The 14,694-nt window shown below is 62.0% G+C and carries 13 protein-coding genes; 12 read left to right on the top strand and 1 reads right to left on the bottom strand.

Going from position 1 to position 14,694, the window contains the following annotated elements; all coding sequences use genetic code 11:
* From BBF94_RS21320 to BBF94_RS21265, 12 genes are all read left to right on the top strand, one after another.
* Positions 1-373 (top strand): aromatic amino acid lyase (locus BBF94_RS21320; RefSeq protein ID WP_176704491.1); only part of this gene is annotated, 373 nt, incomplete at its 5' end.
* Between the two features lie 102 nt (positions 374-475).
* Entirely contained in the window at positions 476-1,681 is a 1,206-nt protein-coding gene (gene hutI / locus BBF94_RS21315) for an imidazolonepropionase (RefSeq protein ID WP_065260944.1), read from the top strand.
* Between the two features lie 10 nt (positions 1,682-1,691).
* On the top strand, positions 1,692-2,495 hold the full coding sequence (gene hutG / locus BBF94_RS21310; protein ID WP_065260943.1) for an N-formylglutamate deformylase: 804 nt from the start codon (positions 1,692-1,694) through the stop codon (positions 2,493-2,495).
* A 259-nt stretch (positions 2,496-2,754) separates the two neighbouring features.
* Positions 2,755-3,702, top strand: coding sequence for a choline ABC transporter substrate-binding protein (locus BBF94_RS21305; RefSeq protein ID WP_065260942.1), 948 nt, complete (start codon positions 2,755-2,757; stop codon positions 3,700-3,702).
* The gene (locus BBF94_RS21300) at positions 3,702-4,616 is read left to right on the top strand and encodes an alpha/beta hydrolase (protein WP_065260941.1); all 915 of its coding nucleotides are present in this window, start codon (positions 3,702-3,704) and stop codon (positions 4,614-4,616) included. Before BBF94_RS21305 ends, BBF94_RS21300 begins: the two co-directional genes overlap by 1 nt.
* Positions 4,617-4,719: 103 nt before the next feature.
* Positions 4,720-5,691, top strand: a complete 972-nt coding sequence (gene pip, locus BBF94_RS21295) for a prolyl aminopeptidase (protein WP_065260940.1) — start codon at positions 4,720-4,722, stop codon at positions 5,689-5,691.
* Positions 5,688-6,125 (top strand): D-aminoacyl-tRNA deacylase, encoded by a 438-nt coding sequence (gene dtd / locus BBF94_RS21290; RefSeq protein WP_065260939.1) that lies wholly within the window; start codon positions 5,688-5,690, stop codon positions 6,123-6,125. Before pip ends, dtd begins: the two co-directional genes overlap by 4 nt.
* Positions 6,126-6,446: 321 nt before the next feature.
* Positions 6,447-8,261: a glucan biosynthesis protein G gene (locus tag BBF94_RS21285; RefSeq protein WP_065260938.1), complete on the top strand. Its 1,815-nt coding sequence runs from the start codon at positions 6,447-6,449 to the stop codon at positions 8,259-8,261.
* Positions 8,254-10,824: a glucans biosynthesis glucosyltransferase MdoH gene (mdoH, locus tag BBF94_RS21280; RefSeq protein ID WP_065260937.1), complete on the top strand. Its 2,571-nt coding sequence runs from the start codon at positions 8,254-8,256 to the stop codon at positions 10,822-10,824. Before BBF94_RS21285 ends, mdoH begins: the two co-directional genes overlap by 8 nt.
* Before the next feature lie 262 nt (positions 10,825-11,086).
* A complete protein-coding gene (locus BBF94_RS21275; RefSeq protein ID WP_065260936.1) occupies positions 11,087-11,884 on the top strand; it encodes a transporter substrate-binding domain-containing protein in 798 nt (265 codons plus the stop codon).
* Positions 11,885-12,068: 184 nt separating this feature from the next.
* Entirely contained in the window at positions 12,069-13,028 is a 960-nt protein-coding gene (locus tag BBF94_RS21270; protein WP_065260935.1) for an amino acid ABC transporter permease, read from the top strand.
* Positions 13,021-13,755, top strand: a complete 735-nt coding sequence (locus BBF94_RS21265) for an amino acid ABC transporter ATP-binding protein (protein WP_065260934.1) — start codon at positions 13,021-13,023, stop codon at positions 13,753-13,755. The genes BBF94_RS21270 and BBF94_RS21265 overlap by 8 nt, the downstream gene beginning before the upstream one ends.
* Before the next feature lie 127 nt (positions 13,756-13,882).
* Here the strand turns inward: BBF94_RS21265 and BBF94_RS21260 are convergent.
* On the bottom strand, positions 13,883-14,694 hold an 812-nt coding region (locus BBF94_RS21260; RefSeq protein WP_141676611.1), incomplete at its 5' end, for a methyl-accepting chemotaxis protein.

The raw sequence follows: 14,694 nt of genomic DNA, 5'->3' as shown, positions 1-14,694 counted from the left end.
GACTGCGGCGGCGCTGGCCAGTGATAACAAGGCGCTGGCCCATCCACATTCGGTGGACAGCCTGCCGACCTCCGCCAACCAGGAAGACCACGTGTCGATGGCCCCGGCCGCCGGCAAGCGCCTGTGGGAAATGGCTGAGAACACCCGTGGCATTCTCGCGGTGGAATGGCTGGCGGCGGTGCAGGGTCTGGATCTGCGCAACGGCCTGAAGACCTCGGCCAAACTGGAAAAGGCCCGGGGCATTCTGCGTCGCGAAGTGCCGTTCTACGAGAAGGACCGCTTCTTTGCGCCGGATATCAATGCGGCGATCGAGTTGCTGGCTTCGCGGGTCCTGACTGAACTGGTTCCGGCGAAGTTGCTGCCTAGCCTGTGATGGCCTCTTCGCGAGCAGGCTCGCTCCCACAGTTGAAATGCAATCCTCTGTGGGAGCGAGCCTGCTCGCGAAATCGATTTTGAATACTGTGGAGACTAAGGGATGAAAACCCTCTGGCAACACTGCCACGTCGCAACCATGGCGCAAGGCGTCTACTCGATCATCGAGCACGCGGCCATCGTGACGTCCGGTGCGCTGATCGAGTGGATCGGTCCGCGCAGCCAATTGCCGCCCGGCGAATACCCGGCGGTCAACGATCTGCAAGGCGCGTGGGTGACCCCGGGCCTGATCGACTGTCACACCCACACCGTGTTCGGCGGTAACCGCAGCGGCGAGTTCGAGAAACGCCTGCAAGGCGTCAGCTACGCCGAGATCGCAGCGGCCGGTGGCGGCATCGCCAGCACCGTGCGCGCCACCCGCGAAGCGTCGGAAGACGAGTTGTTCGCCAGCGCCGCCAAACGCCTGAAAAGCCTGATGCGCGACGGCGTGACCACGGTTGAAATGAAGTCCGGCTACGGCCTCGATCTGGCGAGCGAGCGCAAGATCCTGCGGGTCATCCGCCGCCTCGCCGCCGAGCTGCCGATCAGTGTGCGCAGCACCTGCCTGGCCGCCCACGCGATGCCGCCGGAATACAAGGATCGCGCCGACGATTACATCGATCACATCTGTGCCGAAATGCTGCCGGCACTGGCTGCCGAAGGGCTGGTGGATGCGGTGGACGCATTCTGTGAATACCTGGCGTTCTCGCCGGAGCAGGTGGAGCGGGTGTTCATCGCCGCGCAAAAACTCGGTCTGCCGGTGAAGCTGCACGCCGAACAATTGTCGTCGCTGCATGGTTCCAGCCTCGCGGCCCGCTACAAGGCGTTGTCCGCCGATCACCTGGAATTCATGGATGAAGACGACGCCATTGCCATGGCCAAGGCCGACACCGTCGCGGTGTTGCTGCCGGGTGCGTTCTATTTCCTGCGTGAAACCCAATTGCCACCGATGGAAGCCCTGCGCAAGCACAAGGTGAAGATCGCCATCGCCAGTGACCTCAACCCCGGCACCTCGCCGGCGCTGTCGTTGCGCCTGATGCTGAACATGGCCTGCACCTGTTTCCGCATGACCCCGGAAGAAGCCCTGGCCGGCGCCACCCTTCATGCGGCGCAAGCCCTGGGCATGGCCGATACCCACGGCTCGCTGGAAGTCGGCAAGGTCGCGGATTTCGTCGCCTGGCAGATCGACCGGCCAGCGGATCTGGCGTACTGGCTGGGCGGTGAGCTCGACAAGCGCGTCGTGCGTCACGGCGTTGAATCAAGTCTGTAGGAGAGCGGTTGTGGAAAAGGTTCTGAACTTCAAACAAGGCCGCGTGCCGCTGCTGATCAGCATGCCGCATGCCGGCGTGCGCCTGACCCCGGCGGTCGAGGCCGGATTGATCCCGGACGCGAAAAGCCTGCCGGACACCGACTGGCACATTCCGCAGCTCTACGATTTTGCTGCCGAACTGGGCGCCAGCACCCTGGCAGCGGAATACTCGCGGTTCGTCATCGACCTGAATCGGCCTTCCGACGACAAACCGTTGTACGCGGGCGCCACCACCGGGCTGTATCCGGCGACGCTGTTCGATGGCATTGCGTTGTTCAAGGAAGGCAAGGAACCGTCGAAAGAAGAACGGGCGACGTACCTGGAGCAGATCTGGGCGCCCTACCACCGTACCTTGCAGGAAGAGCTGGCGCGGCTGAAGGCCGAGTTCGGTTACGCACTGCTGTTCGATGCGCACTCGATCCGTTCGGTGATCCCGCACCTGTTCGACGGCAAGCTGCCGGACTTCAACCTCGGCACCTTCAACGGCGCCAGTTGCGATCCTCAACTGGCTTCGCAACTGGAAGCGATCTGCGCCCGTCATGGCAATTACAGCCATGTGCTCAACGGTCGCTTCAAGGGCGGTCACATCACCCGTCACTACGGCAACCCGGCCGAGAACATCCACGCCGTGCAACTGGAACTGGGCCAGTGCACGTATATGGAAGAGTTCGAACCGTTCCGCTACCGCGCCGATCTGGCGGAGCCGACGCGGGTGGTGCTCAAGGAGTTGCTGCAAGGGCTGCTGGCCTGGGGCGAAAAGCACTACACCGCATAAAACCCTGTGGGAGCGAGCTTGCTCGCGATGGCGTCGTGTCAGTCGACATCAATAGTGACTGAACCACCGCCATCGCGAGCAAGCTCGCTCCCACAGTTTTTGTGGTGACCACAGGTTTGTGCACGGCTTGGGTCGCCACCGTGCAAATCCCGGTCGCCACAGTTCGCTTTTCCGTCTCATACGCTGCGTAATGTTTCGGCCACGGTGCAAGAAGACACCGATCCGAACAATAAACCGCTGCCGCACGAGACGACCCCACATGAAAAAACTGTTCACTCGTTGTGCGTTAATCCTCACCGGCAGTGCGCTGCTCAGCGCCGGCGCCATGGCCTCCGACGATGCCTCCTGCAAAACCGTGCGCATGGGCGTGGTCAACTGGACCGACGTGATCGCCACCAGCGGCGTGGCCGACGTGCTGCTCAACGGCCTCGGCTACGAAAGCAAACAGACCAGCGCCGTGCAGCAAATCATCTTCGCCGGCATCCGCGACAAGCGTCTGGATATCTTCCTCGGCTACTGGAAACCGGCGATGGACAAGAACATTGCGCCGTTCCTCGCCGCCAATCAGGTCAAGGTCATGGACAAGCCCAGCCTGGCGGATGCCCAGGCAACCCTGGCAGTGCCGGACTACGTCGCGGCGGCAGGGCTGAAAACCTTTGGCGACATCGCAAGATTCAAGGATCAGCTCGGCGGCAAGATTTACGGCATCGAGCCCGGCAGCGGCGCCAACACCACGATCAAGACCATGATCGAGACCAACCATTTCGGCCTGAAGGATTTCAAGATCATCGAGTCCGGTGAGGCCGGCATGCTTGCCGCCGTGCAACGGGCGGTGAACCGCAAGGAGTTCGTGGTGTTCGTCGGCTGGACCCCGCACCCGATGAACATCAACATGAAAATCACCTACCTGACCGGCAGCGAAGACGTCTACGGCCCCAACGAAGGCGCCGCCACCGTTTCCACCGTCACCGCACCGGACTACGCCGAACGTTGCCCGAATGTCCATCGGTTGCTGGAAAACCTGACCTTCACCGCCGCTCAGGAAAGCCAGTTGATGGTGCCGATCATGGAGCGCAAGACACCTCAGGAAGTGGCGAAGGCCTGGCTGCGTGAACACCCCGAAGACCTGCAACGCTGGCTGGCGGGGGTCAGCAGTTTCGACGGCAAGGACGGAGTGGCCACGGTTCAGGCCAGTCTGAAAAACTGATGAGCACTTATCCACTGTCGCCGGCGATGGCCGCGTTCGTCGCCAGGACCGAAAGCTTTGCCAGCGATGACAGCAGTCTCGCGGGGTTGCGCAGGTCCTACGACGAGATGTGCCGGGCTTTCACGCCTTCGAGGCCGGCGGGGCTGGATGTCGTGGATTTTCAGTTGATCGGGGTGGCGGTGCGCTCGTATCGCCCGCCCGTCAAACCAGCGTCCGGCGGCTGGCCGTGCGTGTTGTACCTGCACGGCGGTGGCTGGGTGGTGGGCGGGCTGGATTCTCACGACTTCATTTGCAGCGAACTGGCCATGACGCTGGGGGCGATGGTGGTGGCGGTGGATTACCGGTTGGCCCCGGAACATCCGTTTCCGGCCGGGTTCGACGATTGCCTGAGTGTCTGGCGTGCATTGCGCAGCGGGCCGTTCTGGTTCGATCCCGAACGCATGCTGGTGGCCGGCGACAGCGCCGGAGGCAATCTGGCAGCCGCGTTGTGCGTAGCCTTGCGCGATGCCGGCGAGCCGCTGCCCACGGCCCAGGTGTTGATCTACCCCGGGCTGGGTGGTGAAACGCTGCCGTCGCGCAGCGAATGCGCCGATGCGCCGCTGCTCTCCAGCAGCGACGTGGATTGTTATCACGCGTTGTACCTGCGCGGCACGCCACAATCCAATGCCCGTGCCATGCCGTTGCTCGCCGATGATTTCAGCGGACTGCCCCCGGCCTGGATCGCCGTGGCGCAGTTCGATCCGTTGCGCGACGACGGTGTGCTTTACGCCGAACGACTGACTGCCGCAGGGTGCGAAGCCACGCTGTATTACGGTGAAGGGCTGGTTCACGGCTGCCTGCGGGCCCGCTATCAGGTCGCCGAAGTCGATCGTCTGTATGAAAAACTGCTGGGGTTCATGGCTGACAAAATGTGACAGCGCACGGGCATGCTCATTGACGTAAATCGGGTTTATGATGCCGGACGGCAGAATAATAGAAGTCCCCCCAGGGATGACCTCGACCCTTACGGAGCGCGCAATGCAGACTTTGTTTCCGCAGATCAAACCTCACGCACGGCACGATCTGGCCGTCGACGACACCCACACGCTGTACGTCGACGAAAGCGGTTCACCGGAAGGTTTGCCGGTGGTGTTCATCCACGGTGGCCCGGGCGCCGGGTGCGATGCCCAGAGCCGTCGCTATTTCGATCCGAATCTGTATCGCATCGTCACCTTCGACCAGCGTGGCTGCGGACGCTCCACCCCGCATGCCAGCCTGGAAAACAACACCACCTGGGATCTGGTCGAAGACCTCGAGCGCATCCGCAAACACCTGGGCATCGATAAATGGGTGCTGTTCGGCGGCTCGTGGGGCTCGACCCTGGCGCTGGCTTATGCGCAGACCCACCCGGAGCGCGTGCATGGTCTGATCCTGCGCGGGATCTTTCTCTGCCGTCCGCAGGAAATCGAATGGTTCTACCAGGCCGGTGCCAGCCGTCTGTTCCCCGATTACTGGCAGGACTACATTGCGCCGATCCCGCTGGACGAGCGCGATGACCTGCTCGGCGCGTTCCACAAACGCCTGACCGGCAATGACCAGATCGCCCAGATGCATGCCGCCAAGGCCTGGTCGATCTGGGAAGGACGCACCGCGACCCTGCGCCCGAACCCGCTGGTGGTCGACCGTTTCGCCGAGCCGCAGCGCGCCCTGTCGATTGCGCGTATCGAGTGCCACTACTTTACCCACAACGCCTTCCTTGAGCCGGATCAGTTGATCCGCGACATGGGCAAGATCGCCCATCTGCCGGGCGTGATCATCCATGGCCGCTATGACGTGATCTGCCCGCTCGACAATGCCTGGGAGCTGCATCAGGCCTGGCCGAACAGCGAGCTGCAGGTCATCCGCGATGCCGGGCACGCCGCGTCCGAACCGGGTATCACCGATGCGCTGGTGCGCGCCGCCAGCAAAATGGCCCGGCGCCTGCTCGACCTGCCGCCCGAAGAAGCATGAAGGGGCTATTGCAGCGCGTGAAAGGCGCGCGGGTCGAAGTGGCGGGAGAGGTGGTCGGCAGTGTCGATCAGGGTCTGCTGGTGCTGGTGGCGGTCGAACCCGACGACACGCAGGCCAGCGCCGACAAACTTCTGCATAAGCTGCTTAACTATCGTGTATTCAGTGACGCCGAAGGCAAGATGAATCTGTCTTTGGCGGATGTGGGCGGCGGGCTGCTGCTGGTCTCTCAGTTCACCCTGGCTGCCGACACCAAAAGCGGGTTGCGCCCGAGTTTCTCGACCGCCGCCCCTCCGGCACTGGGCGAGGAATTGTTCGACTATCTATTAAGTAAAGCGAAACAGATGCATGGCACTGTGGCATCAGGTAGATTCGGCGCGGATATGCAGGTGCACCTGGTCAACGACGGCCCGGTAACCTTCCTGTTACAGACATGAAAGTGCTTGAAACAAGTTTTTAAGGGCTTTTCGACTGAAAACAGGGAATTTTCGCGATAAATACTTTGTTACCCCTGATGCGTTGTCACGCGGGCTGCTAGATAATCGCGCGCTACGGGGATCAGCGTTCGTTGGTCCATTTTGACTTAGGTAGAGACTTGTCCGGATCCGATTGGGGAATCATTTTGCCCCAGCGGAGTCGGAACAATGCTCGCCAACTTGGCAAGGGTGTTCTGCAGGAGCGGTTTTTTTGTACCGGATCCCTGACAGACACTTCATCTGGCCGTTGGTTTTTTGATCTGTTTTCGGCGAGGGTTGCTCGTGATTGTTAGTCCCTGTAATGCAGCAAAATTGTCTGCCAAACGCTTGCGAAGCGCTCTGGTAGCGGGCTCGGCACTCGTCTGCCTGCTCAGCGCCGGTCAGCTTTGGGCATTCAATCTTGACGATGTGTCGGCCAAGGCCAAAGAGCTGGCCGGGCAGAAATTCGAAGCCCCGCGCAGCAACCTGCCAAACGAATTCCGCGACATGAAATTCGCGGACTACCAGAAAATTCGTTTCCGCACCGAAAAAGCCGAATGGGCCGACCAGAAGACGCCGTTCAAGCTGTCCTTCTATCATCAGGGCATGCACTTCGATACGCCGGTGAAAATCAACGAAATCACGGCGAACACCGTCGAAGAGATCAAATACGATCCCTCCCGTTTCGATTTCGGCGATCTGCAGTTCGATCCGAAGGCCACTGAACAACTGGGCTACGCCGGTTTCCGTGTCCTGTACCCGATCAACAAGGCCGACAAGCAAGACGAAATCATGACCATGCTGGGCGCGAGCTACTTCCGCGTCGTCGGCAAGGGCCACACCTATGGTCTGTCCGCCCGTGGCCTGGCCATCGATACCGCTTTGCCGTCCGGCGAAGAATTCCCGCGTTTTCGCGAGTTCTGGGTGCAGCAGCCAAAACCGGGCGACAAGCACCTGGTGATCTTCGCCCTGCTGGACTCCCCGCGTGCCACCGGTGCGTACCGTCTGATCGTGCGTCCGGGCAGCGACACCATCGTCGACGTCAAAGGCCAGATGTTCCTGCGTGACAAGGTCGGCAAGCTCGGTATCGCGCCGCTGACCAGCATGTTCCTGTTCGGCGCCAACCAGCCGTCGAAAGTGCTCAACTACCGTCGCGAACTGCATGACTCCAGCGGTCTGTCGATCCATGCCGGCAACGGCGAGTGGATCTGGCGTCCATTGAACAACCCGAAACACCTGTCCGTGAGCCAGTTCAGCGTCGAGAACCCGCGTGGTTTCGGTCTGCTGCAGCGTGGCCGCGACTTCAGCCACTACGAAGACCTCGACGACCGCTACGACAAGCGCCCGAGCGCCTGGATCGAGCCGAAGGGCGAGTGGGGCAAGGGTACTGTCGATCTGGTAGAGATCCCGACCGCCGACGAAACCAACGACAACATCGTTGCCTTCTGGAACCCGGAAAAACAGCCGGAGCCGGGCCAGCCGCTGGACTTCGCCTATCGCATGCACTGGACCAACAACGAGTCCAACATTCACGCCATCGACAGTGCCTGGGTCGAGCAGACCCTGCGTTCGACCGGTGACGTCAAGCAATCGAACCTGATCCGTCAGCCGGATGGCACCGTGGCCTACCTGGTGGACTTCGAAGGTCCTTCCCTGGCGGCGTTGTCGCCGGATGCCGACGTGCGTAGCCAGGTCAGCGTCGGCGACAACGCCGAGCTGGTCGAGAACAGCGTGCGTTACAACCCGGAAACCAAAGGCTGGCGCCTGACCCTGCGTCTGAAGGTCAAGGACGCGAGCAAGGCCACCGAAATGCGTGCGGCGCTGGTGCAGCACGTAATTCCGGTGGATCTGGCCAAGACCTCGGTGCCGGCGTCGAACTCGTCCGTTGCCAAGGCCGACAAGGTTGCCGCCAAGCAGCAGGAAAAAACCGACAAGGACGCCCAGGCGGCCGAAGCCAAACAGGCCGACGCCAAGCCAGCGGCACAAGCCAGGGACAAGGCCAACAAAGACGCCAAGCAGCCAGCCGCTGCCGAAGCGGCCCCAGCCACACCGGAACCGGCCGCGACTGAACAAGTCCTGACCGAGACCTGGAGCTATCAGTTGCCTGCCGATGAGTAATTCTCAAGTACAGCCAGAGTCTCTGTCCGAGTACCTGGCGCATCTGCCGATGACCGACGAGCAGCGCGCGGAACTCGCGGGCTGCCAGTCCTTCAGCGAATTGCATCAACGCCTGTCGTCCTCGACGTTCGACGCCCCGACCGAAGCCGCCCAGGCTTCGGTGGGCAAGCGCCTGACCCTGAGCACTGCCGAAGAGCTGGAAGACGCGGAAATGCTGGTGCTCGACGCCAGCGGCCGGGTCAGCCTCAAGGCCACGCCGCCGATCCGTCGGACCAAGGTCGTGCCGGAGCCCTGGCGCACCAACATCCTGGTGCGTGGCTGGCGTCGCCTGACCGGCCGGACCAATCCGCCGCAGCCGCCGAAGGACCAGAATGTGCTGCCGGCCGCCCGCTGGCGCACCGTCGGTTCGATCCGTCGCTACATCCTGCTGATCCTGATGCTCGGCCAGACCATTGTCGCCGGCTGGTACATGAAAGGCATCATGCCGTATCAGGGCTGGTCGTTCGTCGACCTGGAAGAAGTCCTGCATCAACCGCTGCTGCAAACCGCCACGCAAGTGCTGCCGTATGCACTGCAGACCAGCATCCTGATCATGTTCGGGATTCTGTTCTGTTGGGTGTCGGCCGGTTTCTGGACCGCGCTGATGGGCTTCCTCGAGCTGCTCACCGGCCACGATAAATACCGGATCTCCGGTAAAAGTGCGGGTAACGAGCCGATTCCGAAAGACGCGCGCACCGCGCTGGTGATGCCGATCTGCAACGAAGACGTGCCTCGGGTGTTCGCCGGTCTGCGGGCGACCTTCGAGTCCGTCGCGGCCACCGGTGACCTGGATCGCTTCGACTTCTTCGTGCTCAGCGACAGTAACGACACCGATATCTGCGTTGCCGAACAGCAGGCCTGGCTGGATGTCTGCCGCGAAGCCAAAGGCTTCGGCAAGATCTTCTATCGCCGCCGTCGTCGTCGCGTCAAACGCAAGAGCGGCAACCTCGATGACTTCTGCCGTCGCTGGGGTGGCGATTACAAGTACATGGTCGTGCTCGACGCCGACTCGGTGATGAGCGGCGAGTGCCTGACCAGCCTGGTGCGCCTGATGGAGGCCACCCCGGACGCCGGTATCATCCAGACCGCGCCGCGTGCTTCGGGCATGGACACGCTGTATGCGCGCATGCAGCAATTCGCTACGCGGGTGTACGGTCCGCTGTTCACTGCCGGCCTGCACTTCTGGCAGTTGGGTGAATCCCACTACTGGGGTCACAACGCGATCATCCGCATGAAGCCGTTCATCGACCACTGCGCCCTGGCGCCGTTGCCGGGCAAGGGTGCGTTCTCCGGTGCGATCCTCTCCCACGACTTCGTCGAAGCCGCGCTGATGCGCCGTGCCGGCTGGGGCGTGTGGATTGCCTATGATCTGCCGGGCAGCTACGAAGAACTGCCGCCAAACCTGCTCGACGAACTCAAGCGTGACCGTCGCTGGTGCCACGGCAACCTGATGAACTTCCGCCTGTTCCTGGTCAAAGGCATGCACCCGGTACACCGCGCGGTGTTCCTGACCGGCGTGATGTCCTACTTGTCGGCGCCGTTGTGGTTCTTCTTCCTGGTGCTGTCGACGGCGCTGCTGGCGGTGAACACCCTGATGGAGCCGCAGTACTTCCTCGAGCCGCGCCAGCTCTATCCGCTGTGGCCGCAATGGCACCCGGACAAGGCCATCGCGCTGTTCTCGACGACCATCGTGCTGCTGTTCCTGCCGAAGCTGTTGAGCGTCATCCTGATCTGGGCCAAGGGCGCGAAAGAGTTCGGCGGCAAGTTCAAGGTGACCCTGTCGATGCTGCTGGAGATGCTGTTTTCCATGCTGCTGGCGCCGGTGCGGATGATTTTCCACACCCGTTTCGTTCTGGCCGCGTTCCTTGGCTGGGCGGCGACCTGGAACTCGCCACAGCGTGACGACGACTCCACGCCATGGAGCGAAGCGATCAAGCGCCACGGTCCGCAGACCCTGCTGGGCTTTTTCTGGGCGCTGCTGGTGATCTGGCTGAACCCGAGCTTCCTGTGGTGGCTGGTGCCGATCGTCGGTTCGCTGATGTTGTCGATTCCGGTGTCGGTGATTTCCAGCCGCGTGGGCCTGGGCCTCAAGTCCCGTGACGAGAGCCTGTTCCTCATCCCCGAGGAATACAATCCGCCACAGGCGCTGCTGGCCACCGATCAGTACACCCACGAAAACCGCTGGCACGCCCTGAACGACGGCTTCGTCCGCGCCGTGGTCGATCCGCAGCAGAACGCTTTGGCGTGCTCGCTGGCGACCTCGCGTCACGGTCAGGCCGAGCCGATCGAGTGGTTGCGTCAGGAGCGTGTGCGTCACGCGATCAAGGTCGGCCCGGCCGGGCTGAACAACCACGATCGCCTGCAACTGCTGAGCGATCCGGTGGCCCTGGCCCGTCTGCACGAGCAGGTGTGGGCCGAAGGTCACGCCGAGTGGCTGGACGCCTGGCGGGCCTCGGTGAAAGCCGATCCCCATGCACCGCTGCTGCCGCTCAAGCCTGTGAGCCTGCAGGCGCAACCGGCCTGATGAAGAAACCCCGCGAAAGCGGGGTTTTTTTTGCCTGCCGATGACCAGTGCTGGTGATTCGTTCCCACGTCGAGGCGTCGAACCGTCTGCGTGGGAATGCAGCCCGGGACGCTCTGCGTCCCATCCGGCAATAACCGATCAAAAAACCTTGTGCAAACGGACGAGTGCGTTAGCATCCGTCCCCGAATTGGCGCACCCGGACACGTTTGTCCACCTCTGTCGGTTTTCGCGCCGCAAACGCAATGGTTTTGGGGACTTGAAGATGAAGAAGTATCTGTCGATGCTGCTGGTCGGCGTCACGGCACTGGTTGCAGTCAATGCGGCGCAGGCCGGCGCAATCGATGACGCGGTCAAGCGCGGCACCTTGAAAGTCGGCATGGACCCGACCTACATGCCGTTCGAGATGACCAACAAGCGCGGCGAGATCATCGGTTTTGAAGTCGACATCCTCAAAGCCATGTCCAAGGCCATGGGTGTCAAGCTGGAGCTGGTGTCCACCGGTTACGACGGCATCATCCCGGCACTGATGACCGACAAGTTCGACATGATCGGCAGCGGCATGACCCTGACCCAGGAACGCAACCTGCGCCTGAACTTCAGCGAACCGTTCATCGTTGTCGGCCAGACCCTGCTGATCCGCAAGGAACTGGAAGGCACCATCAAGTCCTATAAAGACCTGAACACCGCCGATTACCGCATCACCTCCAAGCTCGGCACCACCGGCGAAATGGTCGCCAAAAAACTTATCGCCAAGGCCAAGTACCACGGCTACGACAACGAGCAGGAAGCCGTGCTCGACGTGGTCAACGGCAAGGCCGACGCTTTCATCTACGACGCGCCTTACAACGTCGTCGCGGTAAACAAGGTCGGCGCCGGCAAACTGGTGTTCCTCGACAAGCCGTTCACCTATGAGCCGCTGGCCTTCGGTTTGAAGAAGGGTGATTACGACAGCCTCAACTTCATCAACAACTTCCTGCACCAGATTCACGAAGACGGCACCTACGATCGCATCCATGACAAGTGGTTCAAGAGCACCGAGTGGCTCAAGGACATGGAATAAGCCCGGTCATTGTGGCGAGGGAGCTTGCTCCCGCTCGGCTGCAAAGCAGTCGTAGTCTCCGGTTGACTCGTTCTACCCGATGTTGCGCAGAGGCCGGTTTCAGGGCTGCTTCGCAACCCAGCGGGAGCAAGCTCCCTCGCCACAGAGGGAGTGAGCGCCCTGATCGTTATGGATTTACCTCTAGATGAAACAGAAAAAAGCCCAATGGCCCTGGCACGTCCTGACCGTGCTGGTGCTGGTCGGCCTGGCGGGCGCGCTGTATTACGCCACGTCGCTGATGTCCTACGAATGGCGCTGGAACCGTGTGCCGCAGTACTTCGCCTATCAGGCCGAGGAAACCCAGCGCGCCACTGACATTTCCACCGTCAGTGAACTGGTACGCCAGGGCGGCAGCGCCCAGGTCACCCTGCGCAATGATGCCGGTGACGAGCAGCACCTGACCGTCGACGAAAACAGCCTGCAATTCGCCCAGGGCGATGATGTGGCCGAAGGCGACGTCGTGGGCGTGACCCGGCATTGGGCGGCGGGTCCGCTGCTGTGGGGCCTGTGGACGACGCTTTGGCTGTCGTTGGTGTCCGGTGTTCTCGGTCTGCTGATCGGTCTGGCCACCGGCCTGTGCCGGTTGTCGAGCAACCCGACCCTGCGCGACCTGTCGACGATCTATGTCGAACTGGTGCGCGGCACGCCGCTGCTGGTGCAGATCTTTATTTTCTATTTCTTCATCGGCACGGTGATGAACCTGTCCCGGGAGTTTGCCGGGATCGCCGCGTTGTCGCTGTTCACCGGCGCCTATGTGGCGGAAATCATTCGTTCCGGCGTGCAGTCGATTGCCCGTGGGCAGAACGAGGCGGCGCGTTCGCTGGGTTTGAGCGCTGGTCAATCGATGCGTCATGTGGTGCTGCCGCAAGCGTTCAAACGTGTGCTGCCGCCGCTGGCCGGGCAGTTCATCAGTCTGGTGAAGGACACTTCGCTGGTGTCGGTGATTGCGATTACCGAGCTGCTGAAAAGCGGCCGTGAAGTCATCACCACCTCGTTTTCGCCGTTCGAAATCCTGTTCTGCGTGGCCGGCCTGTACCTGTTGATCAACCTGCCGCTGTCGAAAATCGCCAGCCGGCTCGAGCGGAGGCTCGCGCAAAGTGATTGAAGTCCGCGATCTGGTAAAAGTCTTCGACACCCGTGGTCAGGTGGTGCGTGCGGTGGATAACGTCAGCACCAACGTCGCCAAGGGCGAGGTGCTGGTGGTGCTCGGCCCGTCCGGTTCCGGCAAGTCGACCTTCCTGCGTTGCCTCAATGGCTTGGAAGAGTTCGATTCCGGTTCGGTGAGCATCGACGGCCTGCAACTGGCCGACCCGAAAACCGACATCAACGCCTATCGCCGCGAAGTCGGCATGGTGTTCCAGCACTTCAACCTGTTTCCGCACATGACCGTACTGGAAAACCTCTGCCTGGCACAGAAAGTCGTGCGCAAGCGTGGCCAGAAGGACAGCGAGGCCAAGGCGATGGCGCTGCTGGAAAAGGTCGGCATTGCGCAGAAGGCCCGCGAATACCCTTCGCGTCTGTCCGGCGGTCAGCAGCAGCGCGTGGCGATCGCCCGGGCGTTGGCGATGGACCCGAAGGTCATGTTGTTCGATGAACCGACTTCGGCCCTCGACCCGGAAATGGTCGGTGAGGTGCTGGATGTGATGAAGAACCTGGCCGTTGAAGGCATGACCATGGTCTGCGTGACCCACGAAATGGGCTTCGCCCGAGAGGTGGCGGACCGGGTGCTGTTCTTCGATCACGGCAAACTGCTGGAGGACGCCTCGCCGACGGAGTTCTTCAATGCGCCGAAGGATCCGCGAGCCCAGGCGTTCCTGCGGCAAGTCCTGTAACTGCGGCGTCTCTCGGGACGCCTTCGCGAGCAGGCTCGCTCCCACATTGGAATGCATCTCTGTGGGAGCGAGCTTGCTCGCGAAGGCATCACCTCGGTCCCAAGCGAACCGAGGCAGATGAATCACCTCAAACCTTGAACCGGCCCACCAGCGTTTGCAGGTGAGTGCCCAGGCGTGCCAGCTCGACGCTGGAAGCCGCCGTCTCTTCACTGGCCGCCGAGGTCTGGTCCGACACATCCCGCACGTTCAGCACGCTGCGGTTGATCTCTTCGGCCACGGCACTCTGTTGTTCGGCGGCCGCGGCGATCTGCTGGTTCATCGCCTGAATCGCCGAAACGGTGCGAGTGATGCTGTCCAGCGAGCCACCGGCGCGGCGGGTCAGTTCGACACTGCTGTCGGTCAGGGTGCGGCTGTTGTCCATGATCGTCGCCACCTGCTGGGTGCCGTTCTGCAGGCCGACGATCAGTTCTTCGATCTCTTCGGTGGACTTCTGGGTGCGCTGGGCGAGGCTGCGGACTTCGTCGGCGACCACCGCAAAACCGCGACCGGCCTCACCGGCACGAGCTGCTTCGATGGCGGCGTTGAGGGCCAGCAGGTTGGTTTGCTGGGCCACGGACTTGATCACGTCGAGGACGCTGCCGATCTTGTCGCTTTCGCGCTTGAGCTCGCCCATGGCCTCGGTGGAGTGGCCGACTTCAGTGGCCAGACGTTCGATCTGGGCAATGGCTTCACCGACCACCTTGTCGCCTTCCCGGGCCTGCTGGTCAGCCGCGACGGCGGCTTCCGACGCTTCCTCGGCGTTGCGCGCGACTTCCTGCACGGTGGCGGCCATTTCGTTCATGGCGGTGGCGACCTGATCGGTCTCGACTTTCTGATTGTTCACGCCGGCGCTGGTCTGCTCGGTCACGGCGGACAGTTCCTCGGCGGCGCTGGCGATCT

The sequence above is a fragment of the Pseudomonas bananamidigenes genome (assembly GCF_001679645.1).
GTDB classification, from domain to species: Bacteria; Pseudomonadota; Gammaproteobacteria; order Pseudomonadales; family Pseudomonadaceae; genus Aquipseudomonas; species Aquipseudomonas bananamidigenes.
The sequence above is the reverse complement of the archived record's forward strand: the minus strand, read 5'-3'. Positions and strand labels throughout refer to the sequence as shown.